This is a genomic window from Pseudomonas sp. E141 (assembly GCF_052659885.1).
This window is the reverse complement of sequence record NZ_CP084024.1, coordinates 3,276,012-3,299,941: the sequence shown is the minus strand read 5'-3', so window position 1 is coordinate 3,299,941 and position 23,930 is coordinate 3,276,012. Positions and strand designations below refer to the sequence as shown.

25 protein-coding genes and 2 pseudogenes are annotated in these 23,930 nt (G+C 60.7%); 21 read left to right on the top strand and 6 right to left on the bottom strand.

Translation table 11 applies throughout. The annotated features are described in order from the left end of the window. Nucleotides 1-7 precede the first annotated feature (7 nt). Entirely contained in the window at nt 8-787 is a 780-nt protein-coding gene (locus tag GKKCFE_RS14605; protein ID WP_047229702.1) for a tetratricopeptide repeat protein, read from the bottom strand. 166 nt (nt 788-953) lie between these two features. Between GKKCFE_RS14605 and GKKCFE_RS14600 the strand changes: the two genes are divergently transcribed. From GKKCFE_RS14600 to GKKCFE_RS14535, 14 genes are all read left to right on the top strand, one after another. After that, nucleotides 954-1,562 carry a type III secretion protein gene (locus GKKCFE_RS14600; protein ID WP_445576708.1) on the top strand — a complete coding sequence of 203 codons (609 nt, stop codon included), beginning with the start codon at nt 954-956 and terminating at the stop codon, nt 1,560-1,562. 65 nt (nt 1,563-1,627) lie between these two features. After that, entirely contained in the window at nt 1,628-1,840 is a 213-nt protein-coding gene (locus tag GKKCFE_RS14595) for a hypothetical protein (RefSeq protein ID WP_047229701.1), read from the top strand. Between the two features lie 9 nt (nt 1,841-1,849). Beyond that, nucleotides 1,850-2,299, top strand: a complete 450-nt coding sequence (locus tag GKKCFE_RS14590; RefSeq protein WP_445576707.1) for a hypothetical protein — start codon at nt 1,850-1,852, stop codon at nt 2,297-2,299. Nucleotides 2,300-2,303: 4 nt separating this feature from the next. After that, nucleotides 2,304-3,086, top strand: coding sequence for a type III secretion system inner membrane ring lipoprotein SctJ (gene sctJ / locus GKKCFE_RS14585; RefSeq protein WP_047229699.1), 783 nt, complete (start codon nt 2,304-2,306; stop codon nt 3,084-3,086). Beyond that, nucleotides 3,083-3,721 carry a type III secretion protein gene (locus tag GKKCFE_RS14580; RefSeq protein WP_445576706.1) on the top strand — a complete coding sequence of 213 codons (639 nt, stop codon included), beginning with the start codon at nt 3,083-3,085 and terminating at the stop codon, nt 3,719-3,721. The genes sctJ and GKKCFE_RS14580 overlap by 4 nt, the downstream gene beginning before the upstream one ends. Next, complete coding sequence (sctL, locus tag GKKCFE_RS14575; protein WP_047229697.1) at nt 3,718-4,311, top strand: type III secretion system stator protein SctL; 594 nt, start codon at nt 3,718-3,720, stop codon at nt 4,309-4,311. The genes GKKCFE_RS14580 and sctL overlap by 4 nt, the downstream gene beginning before the upstream one ends. After that, nucleotides 4,308-5,630: a FliI/YscN family ATPase gene (locus GKKCFE_RS14570; protein WP_047229696.1), complete on the top strand. Its 1,323-nt coding sequence runs from the start codon at nt 4,308-4,310 to the stop codon at nt 5,628-5,630. The genes sctL and GKKCFE_RS14570 overlap by 4 nt, the downstream gene beginning before the upstream one ends. A 16-nt stretch (nt 5,631-5,646) precedes the next feature. Continuing rightward, nucleotides 5,647-6,123 (top strand): hypothetical protein, encoded by a 477-nt coding sequence (locus GKKCFE_RS14565; protein ID WP_107322709.1) that lies wholly within the window; start codon nt 5,647-5,649, stop codon nt 6,121-6,123. Then, complete coding sequence (gene sctQ / locus GKKCFE_RS14560; RefSeq protein WP_305466207.1) at nt 6,120-7,178, top strand: type III secretion system cytoplasmic ring protein SctQ; 1,059 nt, start codon at nt 6,120-6,122, stop codon at nt 7,176-7,178. The genes GKKCFE_RS14565 and sctQ overlap by 4 nt, the downstream gene beginning before the upstream one ends. Continuing rightward, on the top strand, nt 7,175-7,834 hold the full coding sequence (gene sctR, locus GKKCFE_RS14555) for a type III secretion system export apparatus subunit SctR (RefSeq protein WP_047229694.1): 660 nt from the start codon (nt 7,175-7,177) through the stop codon (nt 7,832-7,834). Before sctQ ends, sctR begins: the two co-directional genes overlap by 4 nt. Beyond that, complete coding sequence (gene sctS / locus GKKCFE_RS14550; protein WP_047229693.1) at nt 7,834-8,103, top strand: type III secretion system export apparatus subunit SctS; 270 nt, start codon at nt 7,834-7,836, stop codon at nt 8,101-8,103. Before sctR ends, sctS begins: the two co-directional genes overlap by 1 nt. Nucleotides 8,104-8,108: 5 nt before the next feature. Next, nucleotides 8,109-8,921 (top strand): type III secretion system export apparatus subunit SctT, encoded by an 813-nt coding sequence (gene sctT / locus GKKCFE_RS14545; RefSeq protein ID WP_305466205.1) that lies wholly within the window; start codon nt 8,109-8,111, stop codon nt 8,919-8,921. Between the two features lie 25 nt (nt 8,922-8,946). Then, complete coding sequence (locus GKKCFE_RS14540) at nt 8,947-9,993, top strand: EscU/YscU/HrcU family type III secretion system export apparatus switch protein (RefSeq protein ID WP_076384085.1); 1,047 nt, start codon at nt 8,947-8,949, stop codon at nt 9,991-9,993. Nucleotides 9,994-10,208: 215 nt separating this feature from the next. Next, complete coding sequence (locus tag GKKCFE_RS14535) at nt 10,209-13,163, top strand: type III effector HrpK domain-containing protein (protein ID WP_445576705.1); 2,955 nt, start codon at nt 10,209-10,211, stop codon at nt 13,161-13,163. On the opposite strand, the pseudogene GKKCFE_RS14530 reads toward GKKCFE_RS14535, so the two are convergent. Then, a pseudogene (locus tag GKKCFE_RS14530) lies at nt 13,079-13,303 on the bottom strand (GMC oxidoreductase); the annotation flags it as partial. The gene GKKCFE_RS14535 and the pseudogene GKKCFE_RS14530 sit on opposite strands and share 85 nt — an antisense overlap. Continuing rightward, nucleotides 13,294-13,712, bottom strand: a pseudogene (locus GKKCFE_RS14525) (esterase/lipase family protein); the annotation flags it as partial. The pseudogenes GKKCFE_RS14530 and GKKCFE_RS14525, both read right to left, overlap by 10 nt. An 88-nt stretch (nt 13,713-13,800) precedes the next feature. Here GKKCFE_RS14525 and GKKCFE_RS14520 point away from each other — a divergent pair. Then, nucleotides 13,801-15,240, top strand: a complete 1,440-nt coding sequence (locus tag GKKCFE_RS14520) for an HD domain-containing phosphohydrolase (protein ID WP_445578044.1) — start codon at nt 13,801-13,803, stop codon at nt 15,238-15,240. Between the two features lie 23 nt (nt 15,241-15,263). Here the strand turns inward: GKKCFE_RS14520 and GKKCFE_RS14515 are convergent, their stop codons facing one another. After that, nucleotides 15,264-16,181: a LysR substrate-binding domain-containing protein gene (locus GKKCFE_RS14515; RefSeq protein WP_445576704.1), complete on the bottom strand. Its 918-nt coding sequence runs from the start codon at nt 16,179-16,181 to the stop codon at nt 15,264-15,266. 106 nt (nt 16,182-16,287) lie between these two features. On the opposite strand from GKKCFE_RS14515, the gene GKKCFE_RS14510 reads away from it, so the two are divergent. Both GKKCFE_RS14510 and GKKCFE_RS14505 read left to right on the top strand, forming a co-directional pair. Beyond that, nucleotides 16,288-16,620, top strand: a complete 333-nt coding sequence (locus tag GKKCFE_RS14510) for a nuclear transport factor 2 family protein (protein WP_076384089.1) — start codon at nt 16,288-16,290, stop codon at nt 16,618-16,620. Beyond that, nucleotides 16,614-17,390 carry an SDR family oxidoreductase gene (locus GKKCFE_RS14505; protein WP_047229688.1) on the top strand — a complete coding sequence of 259 codons (777 nt, stop codon included), beginning with the start codon at nt 16,614-16,616 and terminating at the stop codon, nt 17,388-17,390. Before GKKCFE_RS14510 ends, GKKCFE_RS14505 begins: the two co-directional genes overlap by 7 nt. 81 nt (nt 17,391-17,471) lie before the next feature. Here GKKCFE_RS14505 and GKKCFE_RS14500 read toward each other — a convergent pair whose 3' ends face one another. Next, nucleotides 17,472-18,515 (bottom strand): LacI family DNA-binding transcriptional regulator, encoded by a 1,044-nt coding sequence (locus GKKCFE_RS14500; RefSeq protein WP_305466202.1) that lies wholly within the window; start codon nt 18,513-18,515, stop codon nt 17,472-17,474. 162 nt (nt 18,516-18,677) lie between these two features. On the opposite strand from GKKCFE_RS14500, the gene GKKCFE_RS14495 reads away from it, so the two are divergent. From GKKCFE_RS14495 to GKKCFE_RS14480, 4 genes are read left to right on the top strand one after another with little or no spacing between them, the layout of a single operon-like run. Continuing rightward, nucleotides 18,678-19,766 (top strand): fatty acid desaturase family protein, encoded by a 1,089-nt coding sequence (locus GKKCFE_RS14495; protein WP_445576703.1) that lies wholly within the window; start codon nt 18,678-18,680, stop codon nt 19,764-19,766. Nucleotides 19,767-19,802: 36 nt separating this feature from the next. Further along, nucleotides 19,803-20,123 (top strand): MocE family 2Fe-2S type ferredoxin, encoded by a 321-nt coding sequence (locus GKKCFE_RS14490; protein WP_445576702.1) that lies wholly within the window; start codon nt 19,803-19,805, stop codon nt 20,121-20,123. 18 nt (nt 20,124-20,141) lie between these two features. Continuing rightward, nucleotides 20,142-21,383: an NAD(P)/FAD-dependent oxidoreductase gene (locus tag GKKCFE_RS14485; protein ID WP_445576701.1), complete on the top strand. Its 1,242-nt coding sequence runs from the start codon at nt 20,142-20,144 to the stop codon at nt 21,381-21,383. Further along, on the top strand, nt 21,376-22,242 hold the full coding sequence (locus tag GKKCFE_RS14480; protein ID WP_445576700.1) for a sugar phosphate isomerase/epimerase family protein: 867 nt from the start codon (nt 21,376-21,378) through the stop codon (nt 22,240-22,242). Before GKKCFE_RS14485 ends, GKKCFE_RS14480 begins: the two co-directional genes overlap by 8 nt. Here GKKCFE_RS14480 and GKKCFE_RS14475 read toward each other — a convergent pair. Further along, on the bottom strand, nt 22,225-23,916 hold the full coding sequence (locus GKKCFE_RS14475) for a thiamine pyrophosphate-binding protein (RefSeq protein ID WP_139049721.1): 1,692 nt from the start codon (nt 23,914-23,916) through the stop codon (nt 22,225-22,227). The two genes, GKKCFE_RS14480 and GKKCFE_RS14475, sit on opposite strands and share 18 nt — an antisense overlap. Nucleotides 23,917-23,930: the final 14 nt, after the last annotated feature.

The window sequence follows — 23,930 nt, the reverse complement described above, 5'->3', positions numbered from 1 at the left end:
TTTTGGCTCAGCGACTGCCGACCAACCCCAGCTCCCGGGCCTGCATCGCAGGGTCCCGAATGGCCTTGATGCGTCGGGCCTCTGTCAGCAACCGGGCGTATTGCTTGGGCGTGATGTCTTCCAGGTTTTGAGTCTTGAGGTCCTCTTCGCGGCCGGCCAGCACCATGACCAGCAGGGCGTTGCGTTGGTGACTGGCTTGGGCGCGGGGCGAGTCGCGAACCTCCTTGATGGTTTGCAGCGCCTGTTGCGACTGGCCGCCCAAAGCGTAGGCCAGTGCCAGGTTGCATTGAGTGTCCAGGTTGGTGGGCGCCAGGACCAGACTTTGGCTGAATGCCACCTGGGCCGCTGCTGGCTCACCCCGCAGCATCTGCGCCACACCCTGGCGATTGAACGCTTCGGGGTGGTTGCCCGCGCTGGCCTGGGTCAGGGAAGTCACCGCTCGATCCAGTTTGCCCTGGTGCAGTTGGGCTGTGCCCACACCGAGCAATGCCGCGGCATTGTCGGACTGGCGTTCCAGCGCTTGCTGGTAGGCGCGCTCGGCGGCCCGCGCATCGCCGCTGGCCAGGCGCGCCTCGCCCAGTTTCAACCAAGCGTCGATCCGGGCGTCCGGTTCCTGGGTGGCTTTTTCGTACAACGCTGCGGCAGATCCCGCATCACCACGCTTTTGCAGGTCGCCGGCCAGTTGCATGTAGCGCTGGTAGCTGCCATCGGAGGCCGGTTGGTGGGCGCAGGAAGCAAGGGTGATGCTGGCAAACAACAACGATGTGCAGGCAAAACGATTTGGCATGAACAGAGCTCTTTCGGCGAATTTTGCAGTGGGCAAAACCAAGGAGTGTTGACCACTCAGACCGGACAGGTTGACCGACGTTTAAGTCATCTTCTTGACATCATCCATAAGAGTGCCCGTTTTTTGTTCGGGGCGTGTCTTCAGGCCGGCGGCGGAGGGCGGTTTCATGCATGAGGTGTCGCGGGCGGCGATCGGCGTGGCGCTGATGGTGATCGCGCTTAACCTGCTGGCCGCCAATCAAACGCAAGTCGACGATGCCAACCCGCAGCCGGACTGGTTCGTTCGGCCCTATGCCTATGTGCTGGTCGAGCAGGACGTGCGCGCCGCGCTGCAAGAGTTTGGCCAAAACATGGGCCTGAGCGTCGTCATGTCGGACAAGGTACGCGGCAAATCGCGCAGCCGGATACGTGCCGAGTCCGCCGGCGACTTCCTGACGGCGCTGTGCGACTTCAACGGTTTGACGTGGTACTTCGACGGCAATGTGCTTTACCTCTCCGCCGACTCCGAAACCGATACGCGACTCTTCAAAGCCCAGGGCCGGCAGTTGGAGCAGTTGCAGGATTACGTCACCAGCCGGGATGTCTACGGCACGCATATGTCGGTGCGCACCGGACCCGATGGCGATGAGTTGTTCGTTTCCGGGCCGCCGGCCTGGCTGGCCATGATTGAGCAACACTTCGACCAGCAGCTTACGCCGACGCCGACGCCGATGGCGACGACGACTCGCGAGCGCGGCGTGCGTGTGTTCAGGGGCGGTGCAGTGACACAAGAGTGAAAGCACTCGCCTGTAGGCTCCATTAACCGATCGATCTGTCATCAACCCCGTCAAGGAGAACCACCATGTCAGTTACCCCCATCAGCGAAAATACCGCTGTCACTGCTCACTCCGAAGCGCAGTTCAATGCAGCGGTGGACAACGCCAAGAGCGAGCTGAGCGATGAAGAACTCACTGAGGCCCTGATCACTCAGGCCGTCACGATTGGTGGCCAGTTCATCATCATGCCTCGTGCCCAGGAAATCCTGAATGAAGCCCAGTCGGATGATGACGAATAGGCCCACGCCATGACTGTAAGTCTCGGAACAACAGCCACGGCGGCGCTGCCGCCGTCAGGAGGGCAGGTCGATTTGCAGGCCTCCCAGAACTTGTTCGAACACATGACAAACAGCGCCAAGGGCATGCCTGCCGGCGCCAGTCCGCACCAGATTGGCGAAGGCTTGATGGAGCGCCTGAACGGTTTCATCGACCGTTCGCAAAACTTCGCCAAGCGAGCCGATGCGCTGACCAATGGGCCGACGGCTGGCAACGCTGTGGCTCCTCCCGGCACGCAATCGCTCGCCTCACTTCCTGAGGGGGCGGCGGGCGAGTCGGGGAAAAAGGTCGGCGATCAGCAGGTCGACCAGATCGTCCAATCGTTGGGCCGCATGTTCGATTACTCCATTGAAACTCAGATGGTCGTTCGTGGCGCGACGCAGATTTCCGGCGCAGCCAACACGCTCTTGAAAGGTCAATAAAGCCATGTTCCGCCGTTGCCATGCCGTGCGCCTGATGATTGTCCTCGCCTTTGCCTGCATGCTGCAGGGCTGCGATATCGACCTGTACACCAACCTCAGCGAGCGTGAGGCCAATGCCATGGTTGCAGTGCTGCTGCGTGAGGGTGTGCCGGCCTCGCGCAAGGTCCAGGAAAACGGCCAACTCACCGTGGTGGTGGACGAAAAACGCTTTGCCGAGGCCATGAGCCTGCTCGACGAAGCTGGCTTGCCGGGCCAAACCTTTTCCAACATGGGCGCCGTGTTCAAGAGTGGTGGCCTGGTGTCTTCTCCCGTGCAGGAAAGGGCCCAGATGGTCTACGCGCTCAGTGAAGAACTCTCGCACAGCGTCTCGCTGATCGACGGTGTGGTTTCTGCCCGGGTACATGTGGTGCTGCCCGACAATGACCTGCTCAAACGGGTGATTTCCCCGTCGTCGGCTTCAGTGCTGGTGCGCTACGACCCCAATACCGACATCAACCCCCTGATCCCGCAGATCAAAACCCTGGTGGCCAACGGCATCTCCGGCTTGAGCTACGAAGGGGTGTCGGTCACGGTAATCAAGGCCGCCACCGGCAGCGGCCGGGCCAACGCACAGCCGCGCCTGGCCAGCTTCCTGGGCATATGGATGCTCGAAGACAACCTGCCCCGTGCCCGGATGCTGTTCGGCGTCCTGCTGCTGGCCGCGCTGTCGATGGTCGGTGTGTTGGGCTGGCAGTACTGGCAACGACGCGCCTCCCGCGCCTTGTATGAGCTGGAGGACGTGAAATGAGTGCCGCCGCTTTGCCGCAGTGGCAAAACCTGCTCGAGCAGCCGCTGGATTTCGTCGGCACGCAGCCTCTTGCGGCGTGCTTCCCCGAGACCTCCGGCAGTGCGCTAAGCGCAATGCGCAAACAGCCGCGCTTCCAGGCGCGATTGATACGCTTGTTGCTCAGCCGTCATGAGCTGCAGGCTCCCGGTAGCCTGCCACTGCCCGATGTCGACGATCTACCGGTTCTGATGCTGCCTCCCGAGGCCTTCAAGCGCCTGCCGCGTCTGTGTGGCGCGATTTTGCATAGCACCACCTTGAGTCGCGAGATCCGTGGCGATGTGGTCAACCAGTTGCGCGATTTGCTGGGCAGTGATGTGTTTGCCCTGGCCCTGGCAAACCGTGCCCTGGGCAGCGGTGCCGACTTGCTGCGCCAGCCGGTCGAACTGCTTGAAGCCATCGACCATGATGGCGCCCGCTGCATCACCGCTTGGCTGAGCGCCCAGCCAGCGCCACTTCGGCCCTGGCTGCGCCTGCGTTTTGCCGAGCTTCCAGTTGAGAGCGGACCGGTAAGTGCCACACCTGTGGCCAATGCCTTGGCCATCGTGCGCAGCGCCGCCTCGAACCTTCCACAGCTTGAGGAGCAGGGGACCCGATGAGCGAGCTTCCGACCCGTCCTGCCGCCCGTATTCTGCGTGCCGAACAGGCAGACCTGTGGATAGACGGCTACGCCTTCCTGCAGGCTGCCCGTGACGAGGCTGAGGCCATCAGGCAAGACAGTGAGCAGTGGCTGCAACAAGCCCATGCCGAAGGCTTTGAAAGCGGGCGCCGGGAGGGTGCCGAACAGGTCAGCGCACTGCTGGGCGAAACGTCGTTGAGGATCGATGCCTGGCTGGCCGGGCTGGAAACGTCCCTGGCCGATCTGGCGCTGGGCATTGTGCGCGAAATACTCGATGACATGGACGATGCCGAGCGCGTGATGCGTTGCGCCCGCAAGGCATTGGGGGCGTTCCGCCAGGATCAGGCCCTGACCCTGTTCGTCTCCCGTCAGGACGCCGAAGCGGTGCGTCAGCAACTCAAACTGCAAGAGGACGGCTTGCCGACGATTGCCGTGGAACCGGACGATCGGTTGCAAGGTGGTCAGGCACGGCTGAGCAGTCCGGTGGGTTCAGTGGAGCTGGGGCTTGAAGCCCAGTTGCTCAACCTGCGCCGCAACCTGCTGCCGTTTGCCGACGAGGCACAGCCATGATCACGATCCCCCACGACCTGCTGCCGCGCCTGACCGAACGTCTGGCCAATGCCCGACCGCGCCCCATGAAGGGCACCATCCGCAGTATCCGCGGAGTGCTGCTGCGCGCTAGCGTCGCCGGTGTGCACATCGGTGAACTGTGCCAGTTGCGCGAACCCGGCAGCGGCCGCAGCCTGGCTGCCGAAGTCATTGGTTTTGAAGATGACGAAGCGATCCTTTCGCCCATCGGTTCGATGGACGGCCTGTCGACCCGCACCGAAATCATCGCCACCGGCGAGACCCTGGGGGTAAGCGTCGGCGATGCGCAGCTGGGCCGGGTGATCAGCCCCATGGGCGAATTTCTCGATGGCAGCCCGCCGCTGGGCGTGTTGCAGCGTTACCCCTTGCATGCCGAGCCTCCAGCGCCGTTCAGCCGCCAACTGATTGCCCACCCGATGTCCTTGGGGGTGCGCAGCATCGACGGCCTGCTGACCTTGGCCCAGGGCCAGCGCATGGGCATCTTCGGTGAACCGGGGGTGGGTAAGTCTTCGCTGCTGGCGAGCATCGTGCGCAATACCAGTGCCGATGTCATCGTGATCGCCCTGATCGGTGAGCGCGGCCGTGAAGTGCGCGAGCTGCTCGATGTGCAGTTGGGCGCCGAGGCCCGGGCGCGTACCGTGGCCGTGGTCGCCACCTCCGACCGTCCGGCTGCCGAGCGGGTACGCGCCGCCTTTGTTGCCACTGCGCTGGCCGAATATCACCGCGACCAGGGCCGCAACGTGCTGCTGTTGATGGATAGCCTGACCCGCTTTGCCCGGGCCCAGCGTGAAATCGGCCTGGCGGTGGGCGAGCCGCCAACCCGTCGCGGTTACCCACCCTCCTTTTTCTCCGCCTTGCCGCGCCTGCTTGAACGCGCCGGCCCCGGCGAGACCGGCAGCATCACCGGGTTGTATACCGTGCTCACAGAAGGCGATGCCTCGATGGACCCGGTGGCTGAAGAAACCCGCTCAATCCTCGACGGGCACATCGTGCTCAGCGCCGAACTTGCGCAACGCAACTTTTTCCCGGCGGTGGATGTGCTGCAAAGCCGTAGCCGGTTGATGGACCAGGTGTGTGGCGACGAGCAACGCCACCTGGCCATGCGCATGCGCGAGCTGATGGCGCGGCGCAACGAGATCGAAATGCTCATCCGGGTCGGCGAATACGCCGCCGGGAGCGACCCACTGGCCGACGAGGCGATTGAGCGGCATGACGCCATTGAAGCGTTCTTGCGCCAAGGGGCCAACGAGCCAAGCAATCCCAACGAAACCCTGCAACACATGCGCAGGGTGATGGCATGACAACCATGGAGGTCTTATGAAAACCAGTGACATGCGTAGCCTTCAAGCGTTGCGCAAGTTGCGTGAGCAACGTGCGTCCAGCCAACTGGTCGCTCAGCAGCGACGCTGCCGGCAGACCAACGTGGCGCTGGATGACGCCAAGGAAAACCTGCGCCTGCATCGTGAGGCCCTGGCCCGTGAAGCCGAGCGCATCTACGGCTCGATCAGCGAAGGCATGTCGATCAGCGACTGGCGTATGGCCCAGGAGCATCTGGAGGAGCTGTACGAGGGCGGGCAGCGAAAGCTGGAAGTGAGCGTCAGTGAAGTGGCGCGCACCCTGGAAATCCACGAGCACGAGCGCGAAGTGTTTCGGGTTGCCCATGTGGCTCGACAGCGCCAGGCGCAAGCCTGCGACACCTTGCTCGAAGGCCGCGAGCGCGTCGAGCGCCTTGTCGACGAACACCGTTTGGAGGCCGACGAAATTCCTCGCGCTGCTATCGGAGGCCGTGCGTGAGCTGTCACCAGAACCCACTCTGGACACCCTTTGCCGAACAATTGACGCCTGTCGACCCCCAATGGGTGGACCTGCACAATCGCCTGCATCGTAGCCGCGAAACCTGGAAGGGAGAATGCGCAGGCCAGGTGATTGGCGTGCGCTGGGGCTCCGTTGCCGAACCTGACGTCACGGCAGTTGAGCTGTTGCTGGGGCTGGGCGAGGAGGGCGACGCGTCGGCCATCAGGCTGCACCTGCCAGCGCAGGCGCTGCACGCCCTGGGTGTGCCCGTTGCCCTGGACTTTCAAACCTTGCCTGGCGCGATGCTGCTGGAGCTGGCCCTGCTGAGCCTGATCGAACCGTTGGAGCGCCTGACCGGGCAATCGATGCGTTTCATTGACCACGCCGACCCGGTTCACGCCGCCCTGGCCGCGCAACCTTGCCCGTTGCGCCTGGTCACCCAAGTCCAGCTCGACGGCTCGTCCATGCTCGTTGTGCTGCACTTGAGTGCCAATGCTGGCGAGCAGGTCGCGCAGTGGCTCGATCGGTATGCACCGCCGGCTCCCCATGCGCTAACAGACCTGCTCCTGTGGCTGGCGGTCGAGGCCGGCGAAGCCGAGCTGAGTGTCGGCGAGCTGCGCAGCCTCAATCCGGGCGATGTGGTGATGCTCGATCCTTGGCCCATGGGCCAGGTGCGGCTGGTGGTGAACCATCGTTTGCACGCCCGGGCCGGCCAGGACGGCACCAGGCTGACACTGCTTGAAACACCGATGAGCATCAATCTTTCCAAGGAATTTTCTGTGAACGAAGCACCCACCATGAGTGAAACCGCTGACGGGCGAAACCTGGATTCGCGCTTGGACGAACTGCCACTGAAAATGGTTTGCCAGGCCGGCAGTGTCGAGTTGACCCTGGCGCAGCTGCGCGAACTGGGGGAGGGCAGCCTGCTGTCGTTCACCGAGCAACGCCAGGACAGCGTCGACCTGATGATAAACGGGCGTCGCGTCGGCCAGGGGCAATTGGTCAGGATCGGTCCAGGCCTGGGCGTGCGCGTGTTGAGCATCGCCGCGTCATGAATGGCTACCAGCCCAACCTGATTGAAATCATTGTGGTCGTCGCCACCATCGGTCTTATTCCGCTGGCAGTGGTGACCCTGACCGGTTTCATGAAAATCTCCGTGGTGCTGTTCCTGATTCGCAACGCCCTGGGCGTGCAACAGACACCGCCTAACATGGTGCTGTACGGCATCGCCCTGATCCTGTCGGTCTACGTCACCACGCCGTTGCTGGGCGACATGTACCGGCAGGTGCAGGGCCGTGATCTCAACATCGAGAGCATCGAGCAACTTACTGCCTTCGGGGACGCACTGAGGCCGCCATTGCAGGCGCACCTTTCGCGTTTCGCCAACGAAAGCGAGCGTGGTTTTTTCATCCAGGCCACGGAGACCATCTGGTCTCCTGAAGCCCGGGCCGATCTGCGCGACGATGACTTGGTGGTGCTGGTGCCGGCGTTCGTCAGCTCCGAACTGACCCGGGCGTTCGAAATCGGTTTTCTGCTGTACGTTCCCTTTCTGGTGGTGGATTTGCTGGTGGCGAACGTATTGATGGCCATGGGCATGTCCATGGTTTCACCTACGCTGATTTCCATACCGCTGAAGCTCTTTCTGTTCGTCGCCTTGAGCGGCTGGTCGCGCTTGATGCATGGCCTGATTCTTAGCTATGGGGGCACCTGATGGGCCAGGATGTATTTCTTTCGTTGATGAATCAGGCGCTGATGACGGTGCTGCTGTTGTCCGCCCCGGCACTGGCTGTTGCGATCATCGTCGGCCTGGGAGTGGGGTTGCTGCAGGCACTCACCCAGATCCAGGACCAGACCCTGCCGCAGGCGGTCAAGCTGGTGGCGGTGCTGCTGACGATCGTGTTCGTGGGGCCGCTGCTGGCGAGCCAGGTGGTGGAACTGGGTAACCAGGTGCTGGACAACTTCCCGTTGTGGACGCGCTGAATGGCATGAATATCGAGCTTGCCAACCAGTTCATCGAAGTCGCCTATCCGGTCATCAGCTCGGCGGCACTGTCCGCCAGCCGCGCCATGGGCGTGGTGGTGATTACCCCAGCCTTCAACCGCCTGGGCCTGACCGGCATGATCCGCAGTTGCGTCGCGGTGTCCATTGCCATCCCCATGTTTATTCCGGTGTATGGCGCTTTCACTGCACTGCCAGAACATGGTGGGTTCTTCCTGGCCGGCCTACTGATCAAGGAATTCCTGATCGGTATCCTCATCGGACTGCTGTTCGGCATCCCGTTCTGGGCGGCGGAAGTGGCCGGCGAGTTGGTAGATCTGCAACGCGGTTCGACCATGGCCCAGTTGGTGGATCCCTTGTCATCGGGCGAGTCCAGTGTCATGGCCACCTTGCTGACGGTGATGTTGATCGCCCTGTTCTTCATGTCCAGCGGCTTCATCATGATGGTCGACGGCTATTACCACAGCTACCTGTTATGGCCGGTGACCGAGTTCACACCGTTGTTTGCCAGTTCGGCGTTGATGGCGGTGCTGCGGATTCTCGACCAGGTGACCCGCATCGGCGTGATCATGGTCGGGCCGCTGATCATCTGCATGCTGGTCACTGACCTGATGCTCGCTTACCTGTCGCGCATGGCGCCCAACTTGCACATTTTCGATCTGTCGCTGCCGGTGAAAAATATGTTCTTCACTGTATTGATGGTGGTCTACATCAGCTTCCTGATTCCGGTGATGATCGAGCAACTCGGCGAATTCCGCGGTACGGTGGAGCTCCTGAAGACGCTGGCCGATTCGGTATGACTTCCCTGTTTCGGGCGAAGCGTCCATGAGCGATAGCAGCGAAGAGAAATCACAGCCGGCCACCAGCAAGAAGCTCAGCGAGGCGCGCAAGAAAGGCCAGGTGTCCAAGAGTCAGGACCTGGTCTCCGGCATGGTCATCCTGTTTTGCACGCTCTGTATCTCGATCATGGTGCCCAAGGCCCAGGCACAGATCACCGCGTTGCTGGACCTGATCGCGCTGATCTACATCGAACCTTTTCACACCGTCTGGCCACGGGTGCTGGACATCGCCGGGCAGTTGCTCATCAACCTCACCCTGCCGGTGGTGGCCGTGACGGTGGGGGCGGTGATCCTGACCAACATCATCAGCATGCGCGGCGTGGTGTTCTCGGTCGAACCCCTCAAACCGGACATCAAACGTATCAATCCGATCGATGGCTTCAAGCGCATTTTTTCGATGCGCAGTTTCGTTGAATTCCTCAAGGGCGTGATCAAGGTCGTACTGCTGGGGCTGGCGTTCTACGTGATCGGGCGTGGGGCGTTGCAGGCGCTGATGGAGTCGTCGCGCTGCGGCGCCGGCTGCATCGAATCAACTTTCTACCTGGTACTCAAGCCTCTGGTGTTCACCGTGCTGGCTGCCTTTCTGCTGGTCGGGGCGGCAGACGTGATGATGCAGCGCTGGCTGTTCGGCCGTGACATGAAAATGACCCGCAGCGAACAGAAGCGTGAGCGCAAGGACAGTGACGGCGATCCGGTGATCAAACAGGAACGCCAGCGTCAACGTCGGGAAATGCAAGCCCTGGCCACCAAGCTGGGCGTGGGGCGTGCATCGTTGATGGTCGGCTCCGACCCTGGTTGGGTGGTGGGTATACGTTATGTACGCGGCGAAACTCCGGTACCGGTGGTGGTGTGCAAGGCCGAGCGCGAGGACGCGGCGCAGTTGCTTGCGCAGGCCCGGGGCCTGGGGATTGCCCATAGCCTCGATACCGTCCTGGCCAAGGACATCGCCCGACGGGCAGTGCCGGGGGACCCTGTGCCGGATAACACCTTCCAGGCAGTGGCGGATATCCTGGTGGCCGCTCGGTTGATTTGAGCGTACCTGCTGGTGAGTGCCTCACAAATGGACGGAGCGAGTTTGAAAGTCCCTGTAAACCGGCATGACGTTTGGTCGTCCAGCCGCTCTCCCGATCCATCGGGTCTTTTGCGCGTTTAAGGTTGCGATTCGAGCCGAGTCATTCCCCTGCAATGTTCAATGGTCAAAGTTGATTCCTCTAGCGCTATCGGCGCCATTGTCAGGAGGACGTCCCCTTGCGAATCGACAGCAATGCCCGCCCCACAGATAGCCAATCCCCTGATTTTGAAGCGGGTCAGCGCTTTGAGAAAATGCTTGGCGCGGCCCGCATGCAAATCAGCGATAAAAAGCCTGACCCACGCGGTGCGGCAGACAAAGAAGTTTTGCCGTCCCTGCCTGAGAGCGTGCTCTTGGCGTTGCGAGAAGCGGGCGGCGCCATCGCAGAAACGCTGAAGCAGTCAGATGGACGTACGTTACGCAACGACGAAACCGTACCGCTCCAGGATCTCGAGATTTTCATGGGGTGGTGGGTGGATGGCGAGGTGACGGCGTACTCCGCGCGGGACAAAGAGGGCAATGAATTCACCATCAGCAAAGAGGCGACGCCTGATTACTTCGCCAAGGTTGATGCGTTGCAAAAAGGTAACGACGAAGGCTTTTTGTTGCGCGCAGATGGCGCGCTTCTATCAGCAGAAGCACTGGCGAGCGCAGAAATTTTGCCCCCGGATGAACACACCGGTTTTATCCGCCTGACGATCAATGGCGAAAAGATCCATGTCTCGAAGGACGTGACGCCCGACCTCTACAACCAGGTGGTCTGGAAACAGGAAGGCTACCAGAGCAAGTTTTACGAGCAGAACAGCGAGATCATCGACACGATCCGTGATCGATGGGACGACTGGAACGCCTCCGACAGCATCGTCAGTGACAAGGATTTGAGGAAGTACGCTGCCGATGAAAATCGAAGCGCAGAAGATCGCGAGGCGGCGCAGTTCCTGCTCGATAACAAAGGATTTTTTGACCTGCTTGATACCAAGGCACACAACAACAAGGCCGACGGCAAAATCAGCAGTAACGACCTGAATGCATGGCTACGACCTGTTGCTGTCAAAGCCGAAGACATCGGCGCCTATAACGACTTTCTGAAAGCCTCCCCGAATGCTGACGCGACCTCCCTGGAACTTGCGAAGCATTCGGCGCTGCTGCTGGAGAACTTCGACGAGATCAGCGATCGGACGGAGAGCGGTAAATACCTGACGCGTGAGTCCTTGCAGAAGTACCTGGATGAAAACCCGAACATCAGCGATGACTTGAAGCAAGCCCTGACTTTTTGGTCGCAGACGGGGGCGTTCGAAACGCTTGAAACCAGTGGGAAACCATTGGAGAGCAAACCCGATGGCGCGCTCGACAAGCGCGACATCCAGAATTGGTTGAAGGCCTCCAGCCCCAAAACCGCTGGAGACGCTCTGCTGTTCATCAACCAGGTAGCGAATGCCAGTGGGGTCTCCGGCATTGATACCGGTGACCTGGGCAAGGACGTCTTTGAAAACCCTGGCAACTATTCCGCCGAACAGCGGGCTGCGGTGTTACAGGATCTGCTCAAGGCGCGACAGTTGATCATCGACGGTGCGGCTGCCGGTCTGTGGAGTGATGACTACGGTAAGGTGTCCATCGCCAACGCTGTGCGCAGCCATCCAGATCCCAACAAGCTGCTTGCCGATGTCAACAGCCACATTGAGCAGCTACAAAGTGATCCCGAGGTGGTCAAATTTCTTAATGAAACCACCTCGACGCAGATGACCAATCTATTTGAGGCAGTTCCTGGGTTAAAGGACTCGGTGCAAAAAAACTACGATGACATCAAGTCCGGTGCAGCTCTTGATGCGCTATGGGAAAAGCATACGAAAGACGGCAGCACCGACCAACAGGCGGTGCTGGCCGAATACTTCTCGACGGCAACGCTTTATCAGGAAGCGCTCGGCATCAATGATCGGGCAGAAATTCAGAAGGGGCTCGCTGCCTCTCAGCATGCCCAGGCGTTCCAGGATCATTACGAGCAGTCGCTTGTTTCCGGGACGCGACTGGAAGAACTGATGAAAACGGGCACCTTCGAAGAAGCGGTCGGCACCTTCTCCGCGGAGGTCGCGCTCTACAACGCGGCGCTGGATCCCAGCGTCACCGCAGGTTTAGACCCGCAGTTGAACGACAATTTCAGCCGGATCGGGCGCGACAACGCCATGAAAGACGGCACTTTCGAGGATGTCAAGCAAGCCCTGGGTATCAATGGCGGTGACGAGCTTGACGAGGCAAAAGTCAGGACGATGGCCGAGACGCTTATCCAGTCCAATCCAGAACTCGTGACCAATCCGGATGGCACCGTCGCAACGGCTGATCAGATCGTCGCGGGTGTCCGTTCGAATTGGGACATCCTGCGCCAAGGCACAAAGTCGCTTGCGGAATTGAAGTCGTCCTGGCTCAACCCCGACCTCAAGAACTTGTCTGACAAAGGGGGACTGCATGGCGTTAGCGGCATCTTCATGGCTGGCGTGACGATCGCCAAAGGCGCTCAGAATGGCGCAAACCTGACCGAACGAAACATCATAGACATCACCACCGGATCGGTCATGACGACGACCCTGCTCACCGAGGGTGGTGCCAAGAACCTGAAAAGCTACCTGAAAAACAAAGGAAACATTGATCTTGATCCGAAAATCAGAGCCTTTTTCGACGACCCCATAAAATCTCTCACTGGCACTGCCGACAAGTTTGAAAGCGGTGCCAAGGGTATCGGCGGTTTGGCCGGCATGGTTGCGGGTGCGTACGGAATCTTTGATGGCGTTCAGTCGATTCGCAAGGGCGACCCCGTCAGTGGTGGTATCAGCATCACTTCAGGCGCACTGGCGTCATTGTCAGGCCTGGCATCAGCGATTGAGGGCGGCGCAGGCCTTTTTGGCCATCTGGCAGTCAGGGCGGCGATGGCCCCGCTGGCTGGAGTCCTAGGCACCGTGGCGGCAGGCGTCGGCGCGGTTGCCCTGTTGCTTCCGGGCCTTATTGCGGAGGGCAAACGGCAGACTCAGCAAGACCACTTCGGCGACCTGCTTGGCGACTATCTGACACAGTACGAAATCGATGGCGTGGAGGGCGGTGATTTCAGTGACGTTCCCGACGAGGACTGGCCGCAAACCGATTGAGGGCTGTGCTGGCTTGCGGTAATTCGCGGCATGATCGAGGCATCAGCGATGCGCAGTTTATCGATGCCATATACGCGCAGTTGATGGTCGACCACCGATATCGTGTCTCGGCCCATTTTCGCGGAGCAGGACTGGTGCCAGGGGGCGTGGGCGCGCCTTTACCTTGTTCGCCGCTGGTTTGCCCGGTCTCTGGCGCGAAGGCGGCGACATACACCAGCGCGCTGACCTTCGGATCGCTACCGGCCTCGGTAATCACGGTGCCATCCCAAGAGTGCCCGACTAGAACCACCTTGCCCTGCTGGTTGTTCAAGGCGCGGCGCGTCGCGGCAACATCGTCGGCAAGCGAGGTGAGCGGGTTTTGCACACCGTAACTGCCACCCCTTGGGCTTGGAGCAGTGGCACCACTTTGGCCCAATCGGAGCCGTCGGCGAACGTGCCGTGTACGATCACCACGGAGGGCGTTGTATCCTGCGCGTGACTGGCGCTTGCGGTGAAGGTGCCGGCCAGGGCAAAAGCGACGGTAGCGATTTTCGATTTGATTGTTTTCATTGGATGAGCTCCTGTTCGGGAGTTCAAATTCCGCTGACCGGCCTGCGATGTGGGCATCGGTCAATTAGCCGACCCCGGGACATTTTTCATGGATAGTGAGTTGCAACTGGATATCTCCCTGGGTGGGGCACTGGCGACGATCGCCCAGGTCGGTGACCTCAGCATGGGACAACCTCTCGGTCATTCCCGGCGCGTTGCCGCACTGGCGCGGATGCTTGCGCAGGCCCAGCACGGCGACGGTGAGCACCTGAGGGTAGCGGAACAGGTTGCCTTGCTGCGCTGGTCCGGTTGCACCGCCAATGCCGAAGGCTTTGCGGATCTGCTGGGCGACGACGTCGATGGCCGCCGCGCGATGCTCGATTTGACGCTGGGCAATGAGCAAATGAACGCGGTGCATCAGGCAACCCCGCTTGCCGTTGTGCACTGTGAGGTGTCTGGAGCCATTGCCAAAACCCTCCAGCTCGGTGCCACCGTCGAGGCGGGGTTGTGTCGCGTGTTCGAAACCTACGACGGCACTGGCCGGCCGCTAGGTCTGACCCATGAGCACATTCCGGAGGTCGCCTATCAGGTAGTACTTGCAGGCGATCTGGATATTCTCAGTCGTGCACACGGCCTGGATGCGGCGTTACGCTGGATCAGAGAGCAGTCGGATCGGCGCTATCCAGCGTCGCTGGTATCGTTGCTTCTGGACAACGCAAAGGACTGGCTGGCGGATCTGGAAACGCTGTGGAAAACCGTTGATCACGGGCATGAGCAGCGTTGCGTCTCACTGACGTTGGTGGGGGACATAATCGACTTGAAGCTGCCGTGGTTGGCAGGGCATTCGCGGCAGGTCGCGCATGTCGCCGTGGAAGCTGCACGCCTGTGGGGGCTGCGTGAAGCGACTTTGACAGACATTGGCAAGTCCGCGCTCATCTACGGTCTCGGCCGGGCAGCCGTTTCGAACCACCTGTGGAATACCGCAGGAACGCTGCCATACAGCGCTGCGGAGCGGGTGCGCCTTGTCCCTTACTGGACGCAACAGGCGCTTAGACCTATCACTGAACTGGCTGTGCCCGCAGAGATTGCAGCCCATGCCTATGAACGGCTCAACGGCAGTGGCTATTTTCGAGGCGTGGCGGGTGATGCGCTGAGTGCCGAGCATCGCCTGTTCGCCACATCGGTAGCCTGGGTCGCGCTAAGGGAAGCCAGGCCATGGCGATCGGCTTACGGCGAAGCGGATGCAGCCAGGCTGCTCAAACAGGATGCTGGCAATGGCTTGTTCGACAACGATGTTTGCGAAGCAGTCATTGCCGCCGCAGGTGGCGAGCGGCGGATGCGGCAACCGAAGGCTTCGTTACTCACGTCTCGCGAGTGCCGCATCCTGCTGGAGATCAGCCGTGGCGCCAGCAACAAGGAGGTGGCGCGGCTGCTGGACATCAGTCCGAGCACGGTTCGCACGCATATGGAAAGCATCTTTCGCAAACTGGAATGCTCGACCCGGGCAGCCGCTACCTTGAAGGGGCTGACACTGGGGTTGATTGCCTGAGCCAGGTCAAGGTCAAGCCTGAATCAGGCGAGCCCGTCCAGTTTGGCTTGACTGGCGCGTGCCAGGTCGATGAATGCCTTGGCTGCCGCGCTGGGGTTGCGGCGGTTCGGGTAGTACAGGCACAGCTTGTCTCTGGGCGGTGTCCAGTCTTCGAGAGTCCGCACGAACTGTCCGGTGCGGATTTCGTTGTGAACGTCCTGCTCCATGAAAAAACCGAGCCCCATGCCTTCCTGCACCGCCACCTTGACCACGCTGGATTCATCCAGCGTAAGCGGCCCGTTCACATCGAGGCGAGTCACTTCCCCGTCCCGCTCGAAATGCCACGGGAAAATCGCTCCATTCGGTAGTCGAACGCGGATGCAGCGATGCTTGAGCAGCTCGGATGGCGTTCGCGGTTTGCCGTGTTTTTCGAAGTACGCCGGCGAACCGACCACCGCGTACCGTTGCGGCTGGCCGAGCGGGACCACAATCACGTCGTTCGGAACGAGGCTTGCTGAGCGCACGCCGAAATCGAAGCCGTCAGCCACGATATCCACCAGACGGCCTTCGGTGACGAGGTCGATGTGTACTTGCGGATGATGCTGCAAGAACTCCATCACCAGTGGCAGGAGCGCCGATCGGGCAGCGCTGGCGAACGCATTGATACGCAGCGTACCCGAGGGCCCGGCGTTATGCGATCGCACTGCATCGAGTGCAGCACGCAGATCCTGCAAGGCTGGCCCCACCTGCTCCAGAAATATCCTGCCGGCTTCGGTGATGGCCACGCTACGGGTCGTGCGATTGAACAGCCGCGATTCGAGGCGGGTTTCCAGTTGCGCGATGGTGTTGCTCAGCGCGGTGGTGGAGACGTCGAGATCGATAGCGGCTTGCCGAAACGAGCCCCTGCGTGCGACCGCTATAACAGCGTCCAGCTCACTGAGGCCTAAACGATCGTGTGGCATGGATTGTCCTGAATTTCGGGATTGGTCATAAAGGTTTGTCCCAGTTGAACAAACTATCCGTCAGGCAGCAAGATTGCTCCAGGACATTCATCCAGGAGATCGGCAAATGACCCTTCAGCTTCCCGACGTCGTGCAGACGTACTTTGCAATCAGCAATGGTGGCGATACAGCGCAACTTGCGAGCTGCTTCCGCTCTGACGCCACGGTTTGCGATGAAAGAAAAACGTACGAAGGAACGGCTGCCATCGAAGCCTGGCAACAGGAGGCACGCAGAGCCTTCATCTATCAGGTCCAACCACTGCAAGCCCTGCAAGGGCAGGGCGAGCTGACGGTCATTGCGCGCCTTGTTGGGAATTTCCCCGGTAGCCCGGTTCAACTGAGTTACCTCTTCACACTGGAAGACGGTCTAATCCGTTCCCTGGAGATCACGCCATGCTGAATCTAGGTTTGACTGGCAAGCGGGTCCTCGTCACCGGTGGCACCAAAGGCATCGGCAAGGCTGTCGTCGAGTTGTTACTGGCCGAGGGTGCGAAGGTCATTACCTCGGCCAGGCAGGTGGACGTGGAAATGCCGGGCGCTCTTCTGATTGCGGCTGATCTTTCGACCCGGGAAGGTTGTGATGTACTGATCGCCGCGATCCAACAGCGGCTGGGTGGCGTGGACATCATGATCCACGTCCTGGGTGGTTCGTCGGCACCCGGCGGCGGTTTCGCTGCGCTGGATGAGGAACAGTGGCAACGAGAGCTCAGCTTGAACCTGTTGCCGGCGGTGCGCCTCGATCGCGCTTTGCTCCCGGGGATGCTGGAGCGCAGGGAAGGGGTCGTCATCCACGTCACCTCCATCCAGAGTCGGCTGCCACTGCCGGAGGCTACAACAGCTTACGCGGCGGCCAAGGCCGCGCTTTCGACGTACAGCAAAAGTTTATCGAAAGAGGTTTCGCCCAGAGGCGTCCGCGTGGTTCGGGTTTCGCCGGGCTGGGTTGAAACCGAAGCGTCGGTCGCATTGGCCGAGCGACTCGCGCAGGAGGCAGGTACTGACTACCAAGGTGGCAAAGAGATCATCATGAAAGCACTTGGGGGTATCCCGCTCGGCCGGCCATCGACGCCTTGCGAAGTTGCTGACCTGATCGGTTTCCTGGCTTCGCCGCGAGCGGCATCTATCACGGGAAGTGAGTTTGTGATCGACGGCGGAACAGTACCAACGGTTTAGCCCGGAGGTAGATCCGACAGGCATAAGCAGGAAGGCCGTGCCATCAAAGACCGAGCAGGTTGTACCGCCAGCCCATCAGCTTTAGGTATTTTCCGATGTCACAATCTGCAGCGGAATATGCACCCGGTGACGCACAGGATCGAACTGCTGCGCAGTCTGCAATTCCACCAACAGATTCACCAGCGCCGTTGCGGTCTGGCGCGGCTGAGAGTCGATCACCACGTCGACCAAACCCTGAGCCAGGGCTTGGCGTGACAGCTCGGTGGACTCCTGCAAAATGCAGCACAGCGTCGGGCGCTTGGGCAGTTGCGCCAACGCGTTGATGATCCCGTCGCCACCGCCGCCTACCACGCATAACCCGCGCAAATCGCTATGCCGAACCAGCAGGTCGAGGGTTGCTTCCTCGGTGATGTCGCAGTTATCCAGATTGATCAGCGGCTCCAGCGGGCGCAACCCAGGTGCGTGTTCGGCCAAGTAACTGTGCAAGCCTTCGACTCGCTCCTGGTGGCCAAGAAAGCGATGGCCACCGAGCAGAATGCCGATGCTGCCTTTGCGCGCGCCACAGGTGCGGGCCAGCAGCCACCCCATCGTGCGCCCGACTACTTGATTGTCCTGGCCGACATAGGGCTCGGCCGCCGCCTCATGAATGCCCGACAGCAGTGCCACGACGGGCACTCCGGCCCCGCGAATCTGGGCAAGGGCGGCGTTGATCAGCGGGTGGGCGAAGCTGACCACCGCCAGGCCGTCGCATTGCACTGCCAACTGTTCGATCTGGGCAATGATGGCGCTGGGGGTGCGATCAAAAACGTATTCGAATTGGCAGGTCAGGTTGGCTCCGGCCTGGCGCTGCGCGGCCTCGGTGATGGCTTGGGCCAGGTTGGCGTAGAACGCCTGGGCGGTGCCCAGCAGCAGGATGCCGAAACGGTACGTGGGGCGACGTTCGAGAATGCGTTGGCCGATCAGCCGCGCGGCAAAATAACCCACGGCTTCGGCGGCCTGAAGCACCTGTTCGGCAGTGGCTGGATTAACCGGGGCGCGAGCGTTGAGCACGCGGTCGACGGTGGCGACACTTAAGCCTGCGTGTTCGGCGACCGTGGCGATGGTGGGGCGTTTATTGTTATTCATGATGAACCTTCAAAGCGTCTTGATAGAAAACTATCAAGCCCCGCAGGAGCTGGATGATAGCTTGATAGGGAATGTATTCAAGCCCTTGAGGGGGTCTTCCACGCTCTCTATATTTTCTTACGCAAAGCACCTGACATCTCACGCTTGCGGAGAACAATAACAATGTCTCAAGACAACACCGCCTCTACTCGGGACTATCGCCTGACCGGCCCTGAAGCCGCACGCGCGGCTGAAAAAGGCCTTGTATCGGCCAGTTGGTACCAGTCGCCCATCTCCCGTCAACGCATGAAGCAACTGATGCAGCGCCGCGACGGTCCGGCCTTGCTCGACACCGCCATTTGGCTGCTGGCCCTGCTGATCACCGGCTTCGGCGGCTACTGGTTCTGGGGCACTTGGGCTTGTGTGCCGTTTTTTCTTGCGTATGGCGTTCTGTACGCCACCGCCTCCAACCCGCGCTGGCATGAAACCGGCCACGGCACAGCTTTCAAGACTCGCTGGATGAATGATGTGCTCTACCAGGTGGCGAGCTTCATGTGCATGTTCGAGCCCCATGTGTGGCGCTGGAGCCATGCCCGGCACCATACCGACACCATCGTCGTCGGCCGCGATCCGGAAATCGTCGAACCGCGTCCACCGAGCTTGTTCATGATGCTACTGAGCCTGTTCCAGATCCCGTTGTTGCTGAAGACGATGGGGGGCGTGTGCCGGCACGCGGTTGGCAAAATGGATGCGCAGGAACAGACGTTCATTCCTGAGTCCGAATGGTCCAAGGTGTTCCTGGCGGCCCGTATCTGGCTCGTGATTTACGCCGTTATCTTTGGCGCGGCACTTTACCTGCACAGCTGGTTGCCGCTGATGTATATCGGCCTGCCCATCCTGTATGGCGGCTGGTTGTCCTATTTATTTGGCCTCACCCAACATGTAGGCCTGGCGGAAGACGTGCTGGACCACCGCAGCAACTGCCGCACCATCTATATGAACCGGGTACTGCGCTTTCTGTACATGAACATGAATTATCACCTTGAGCACCACATGTACCCGATGGTGCCGTACCACGCCCTGGCGCAGCTCCATGAAGAGATCCGCCACGACTGCCCGCCGCCTTACGCCAACATAGGTGAGGCCTTCAAGGAAATCATTCCGACCCTCTTGAAGCAGCGCAAGGACCCGACGTATTTCGTGCGCCGCCCCGTCGGTAGCTCAAGGCCTGCCACCGACGCTCATCCACAGGCTGAAGCCACCCTGGGCTGACACCCTCCGGCTGTATCCCGAACAAGAGAAAACGCCATGAACGATCAATGGATCGATGTATGCGCCGTGGGCGAAATCAATGAAGAAGATGTCATTCGCTTCGACCACGGTCCGCATACCTATGCCATCTACCGCTCTGCTGACAACGAGTTTTTTGCCACTGCTGGCCTGTGTACTCACGAGTCGATCCACCTGGCTGACGGCCTGGTGATGGACCACGTCATCGAGTGCCCCAAGCACAACGGGCGCTTTGACTATCGCACCGGCAAAACCTTGGGGGCGCCAGTGTGCGTCAACCTCAAGACCTTTCCGGTACGGGTCGACGCGGGGCGGGTTCTGCTCGCCATTTCAGCTTGACCGCCAGGAGTGCACGCCATGAATGCTCCACTGATTATCGTCGGCGCCGGCCATGCCGGTGGCCGCGCGGCGCTGACCTTGCGCGAGCAGGGTTATACCGGTCGGTTGATCCTGATCGGCGATGAACTCCATTTGCCGTACGAGCGTCCTCCGCTGTCCAAGGGCTTGCTGCAGGGCACGATGGACCTGGACGATTGCAGCCTGTGGAGGGATAGCCGGCTCACTGAACTGAACATCGAACACCTGGCGGGCAACCCGGTAAAAAGCCTGGATCCGCAGCACCACCGCCTGCAATTGACCGACGGACGTTGGTTGCCCTACAGCCGATTACTGTTGGCGACCGGGGGCAGAGCGCGTCGCTTGTCCCTGGTGCCTGAACCTCTGGCCAACGTGCTTTACCTGCGCACCCATGACGAAGCCCTGGCCCTGCGCAGCGCATTGATACCCGGCACGCGCCTGGTGATCATCGGCGGTGGCTTTATCGGCCTCGAAGTCGCGGCAACGGCCCGAACCTTAGGCTGTCAGGTGACGTTGCTGGAAGCCGGGCCACGACTGGCCGGGCGAGTATTGCCTGAAGCTGTGTCCCAGGCCTTGTTGGAATTGCATCGGCAACAGGGCGTAGACGTGCGGCTGAACGTAGCGCTTGAAAGGGTACAAGGCATCGAACGCGCTGAGGCGGTGCAACTGGTGGATGGCCAGGTGTTGCCCTGTGACTGGGTGGTAGTCGGTATCGGCATGCAACCCAACATCGAATTGGCCGCGGCGGCGGGGCTGGAAGTGGGCCAGGGGATTCGAGTCGATGCCCAGTTGCGCACCAGCGCGCCAGACATCTTTGCCGCTGGCGATGTGTGTGAGTTTCGCCTGCACGCCGACGCGTTATTCCAGCGCCAGGAAACCTGGCGCAATGCCGAGACCCAGGGCCGTCACGCGGCATTGAATCTGTTGGGCGGCGAGTTGCCGTTCGAGGGGGTTCCCGGCTTCTGGTCTGATCAGTACGACTGGGGCTTGCAGACGGTGGGCGTGATCTCACCGACGCCACCTTCGGCCGTTCGCACCCTGGCAGACGGTGGTCTGCTGCTGTTCTACCTGGACACCGAGCAACGTTTGCAAGGCGCCTGCGGTTGGGGGCAGGGCAACAGCGTTGCCAAGGACATCAAGTTGTGTGAACGGCTGATTGCCAACTTGACCCCACTCTCTGTGGACGCATTGGCCGACGCCGATGTGTCGCTCAAACATCTGCTAAGGCCCAGACATGCGTGAATTCCTGGTATTTCAGTCCCTGTGGGCCATGCAAGATCACCGTGGTCAATGCGATCTTTCCCTTGAGGCGCAGGTGGAGAAGATTGCCGCTGCTGGCTTCGATGGGGTCACCGACCATTTCTGGGTCGCGCCACAGGCCGAACGTCTGCATGCCGCTGCCAAGGCGCAAGGCCTGCAAATCGAAGGTCAGCTGTTTCCCCGCACCGTGAGTGACTTGGCGCAAGCGCTTGAGGTGGCCTCCCGCTACGGCTGCCACCACCTCACGCTGCAAGCCGACGTCCGGCCGCGCACGCTGGCACAGGCGATCACTCTGATCGAAGGCTGGCAGCGTCTGGCCGAGCAGGTGGACTTTCCGATCCTGCTGGAAACCCACCGCTATCGTCTCACCAGTGACCTGTTGTTCACCCTCGACTTGCTCGCACAGATGCCCGACCTCAAGTTGTTGGCTGACTTGTCCCATTACGTTGTGGGCCGCGAATTGCCTGAGCCGGCCGCGGCCGAAGACGACGAACAGATTCACACCATCCTACGACACAGTTGGGGTTTTCACGGGCGAGTCGCTAATGGTGAGCAGGTCCAGGTGCCCTTGACCTTTGCCCAGCATCGCCCCTGGTTGGACCGGTTTCTGGGCTGGTGGCGCTACGGAATCAAGGATTGGCTCGCGCGACCGAACACTCCTGCGAGCCTGTCCTTCACCTGTGAACTTGGCCCGCCACCCTATGCGATCACAGGGAGTGATGGGCGCGACATAACGGATCGCTGGAGCGAGGCGCTGCTGCTGAAGGAACTGATGCGTGGTGTTTGGGGTGAGTGTCAGCAGGGACAAGGTGCGCCCATTCCTTCAGGGCATGATCGGTAGTTCAATGAGATTCGGGCAGCCTGAGCGAATACCTTCTTCGACAGCTCCTGCAATATCGCTGGCGCGCTCGATCCTGCGGGAAGGGATCCCCATGGAAGAGGCGAGGGCCAGGAAATCGATCGCCGGGTCGCAGAGGTCCATGCCGATGAACTGGTGAGTGCTTGCACTCAGATAGTGCGCCTGGCTACGAGCGTAACTCTTCAAAATATTGTATTCGCCGTTGTTCATGACAACGAACGTGATCGGCAGCCGTTCATGCGCCGCCGTCCAGAGTGCTTGCGGTGAGTACATTGCCGAGCCATCACCGACCAGACAGACTACCGGGCTGCGGTCCAGGCCAAGCGACGTACCGACAGCCGCCGGCATGCCCCAGCCCAGGATGGCGCTGCGGGTAAAAAGATACTGGCGGGCCGAATGGGAGTCCAGGCAGGCACGGACATGAGGAATCGTGGCAGGTGCTTCGTCGACGATCCAGACGTCCGGCCCGATTGCCCGGATAGCCTCGTGGGCAGCCACGAAAGGCGTTGTCACCGGCGTGTTGAATTCGCGACTGACGCGAGCGACGACGTCGGCACGACGTGTATCGCGTTCTTGGCCTGCGACGTTTCGCAGCGTTGCGATTGCCTCGCTGTGTGGGACCAATTTCTTGTCCAATATCGGCAACAGCGTTTGCAAGGAGAGTCTTAAATCTCCGATCAGCCCTAGCGCTGTCTCGTGGACTCTGCCTAATTGGTGTCCATCGCCGGTCAATTGGATAAGGCGACAGTGAGAGGGAATAGCGGGGCCCTGGGAATATTGATAGCTGATCAACGAATGGCCGCCGAGCAGGAAGACTGCGTCGAAGTCAGAGAACGTCTCTCTGATATCGGAAGCCTTCGCAGGCAGCGTTCCCCGCCACTGCGGATGAGCCGTCGGAAACGGAATATGCCCGGGCCAGGATGGCCCGTAGACCGGCGCGCCGAGTGCTTCGGCGAGCTTCACGGCTTCAACTTCCGCGCTCGACTGGAACACTTCCTCTCCAACGATAATCGCCAGACAACCGGGGGTAATTGCCGCTAAGGCAGCGGCCAATTCCTCAATCGCCCCGGTCACGGCACCGCGCTCGATTCGCGATGGCGGGCCGGCCGTTACATCCGTGTGTTGCTCCATCACGTTTATCGGCAGGGAAAGGAAAACCGGACCGGCCGGCCCTGTGCGACAGTCCTGAAACGCACGACGCAGCAGCATCGGGATGTGTTCGGGATGATGAATTTCTTCCGCCCATTTGACGCTCGGTCGGGCGAGAGCGACGAGGTCTCCGTGGAGCAGCGGGTCGGTCACGCCATGTCGCGTGTCTTGTTGGCCCGCCGTGACGACAAGCGGCGTATTCGCCATCTTCGCGTTGAGAATTGCGCCCATTGCATTGCCGAGTCCACCGGCCGTATGGAGGTTGACGAAGCCGGGGCGACCGGATGCCTGCGCATAACCGTCGGCCATCGCTACGACTGAGGCCTCTTGGAGGCCGAGGATGTATTGGATGTCTGAGGCGCCTGAGAGGGCGTCGAGCAAAGGCAGTTCGGTTGTTCCTGGATTGCCGAAGACGTAACGTACCCCCTCGCTGCGAAGCACTTCTACGAACAGGTCCGCGCCGCGTTGCCCGCGGCTGTTGAAAAAAACATTGGATCCTGAAGGCATGGCGCAGAACCTCA

Excerpts from the sequence above, each read along its gene's own strand:
- GKKCFE_RS14605 (WP_047229702.1), bottom strand. The coding sequence starts at position 787 with ATGCCAAATCGTTTTGCCTGCACATCGTTGTTGTTTGCCAGCATCACC.
- GKKCFE_RS14600 (WP_445576708.1), top strand. The coding sequence starts at position 954 with ATGCATGAGGTGTCGCGGGCGGCGATCGGCGTGGCGCTGATGGTGATC.
- GKKCFE_RS14595 (WP_047229701.1), top strand. The coding sequence starts at position 1,628 with ATGTCAGTTACCCCCATCAGCGAAAATACCGCTGTCACTGCTCACTCC.
- GKKCFE_RS14590 (WP_445576707.1), top strand. The coding sequence starts at position 1,850 with ATGACTGTAAGTCTCGGAACAACAGCCACGGCGGCGCTGCCGCCGTCA.
- sctJ (WP_047229699.1), top strand. The coding sequence starts at position 2,304 with ATGTTCCGCCGTTGCCATGCCGTGCGCCTGATGATTGTCCTCGCCTTT.
- GKKCFE_RS14580 (WP_445576706.1), top strand. The coding sequence starts at position 3,083 with ATGAGTGCCGCCGCTTTGCCGCAGTGGCAAAACCTGCTCGAGCAGCCG.
- sctL (WP_047229697.1), top strand. The coding sequence starts at position 3,718 with ATGAGCGAGCTTCCGACCCGTCCTGCCGCCCGTATTCTGCGTGCCGAA.
- GKKCFE_RS14570 (WP_047229696.1), top strand. The coding sequence starts at position 4,308 with ATGATCACGATCCCCCACGACCTGCTGCCGCGCCTGACCGAACGTCTG.
- GKKCFE_RS14565 (WP_107322709.1), top strand. The coding sequence starts at position 5,647 with ATGAAAACCAGTGACATGCGTAGCCTTCAAGCGTTGCGCAAGTTGCGT.
- sctR (WP_047229694.1), top strand. The coding sequence starts at position 7,175 with ATGAATGGCTACCAGCCCAACCTGATTGAAATCATTGTGGTCGTCGCC.
- sctS (WP_047229693.1), top strand. The coding sequence starts at position 7,834 with ATGGGCCAGGATGTATTTCTTTCGTTGATGAATCAGGCGCTGATGACG.
- sctT (WP_305466205.1), top strand. The coding sequence starts at position 8,109 with ATGAATATCGAGCTTGCCAACCAGTTCATCGAAGTCGCCTATCCGGTC.
- GKKCFE_RS14540 (WP_076384085.1), top strand. The coding sequence starts at position 8,947 with ATGAGCGATAGCAGCGAAGAGAAATCACAGCCGGCCACCAGCAAGAAG.
- GKKCFE_RS14520 (WP_445578044.1), top strand. The coding sequence starts at position 13,801 with ATGGATAGTGAGTTGCAACTGGATATCTCCCTGGGTGGGGCACTGGCG.
- GKKCFE_RS14515 (WP_445576704.1), bottom strand. The coding sequence starts at position 16,181 with ATGCCACACGATCGTTTAGGCCTCAGTGAGCTGGACGCTGTTATAGCG.
- GKKCFE_RS14510 (WP_076384089.1), top strand. The coding sequence starts at position 16,288 with ATGACCCTTCAGCTTCCCGACGTCGTGCAGACGTACTTTGCAATCAGC.
- GKKCFE_RS14505 (WP_047229688.1), top strand. The coding sequence starts at position 16,614 with ATGCTGAATCTAGGTTTGACTGGCAAGCGGGTCCTCGTCACCGGTGGC.
- GKKCFE_RS14500 (WP_305466202.1), bottom strand. The coding sequence starts at position 18,515 with ATGAATAACAATAAACGCCCCACCATCGCCACGGTCGCCGAACACGCA.
- GKKCFE_RS14495 (WP_445576703.1), top strand. The coding sequence starts at position 18,678 with ATGTCTCAAGACAACACCGCCTCTACTCGGGACTATCGCCTGACCGGC.
- GKKCFE_RS14490 (WP_445576702.1), top strand. The coding sequence starts at position 19,803 with ATGAACGATCAATGGATCGATGTATGCGCCGTGGGCGAAATCAATGAA.
- GKKCFE_RS14485 (WP_445576701.1), top strand. The coding sequence starts at position 20,142 with ATGAATGCTCCACTGATTATCGTCGGCGCCGGCCATGCCGGTGGCCGC.
- GKKCFE_RS14480 (WP_445576700.1), top strand. The coding sequence starts at position 21,376 with ATGCGTGAATTCCTGGTATTTCAGTCCCTGTGGGCCATGCAAGATCAC.
- GKKCFE_RS14475 (WP_139049721.1), bottom strand. The coding sequence starts at position 23,916 with ATGCCTTCAGGATCCAATGTTTTTTTCAACAGCCGCGGGCAACGCGGC.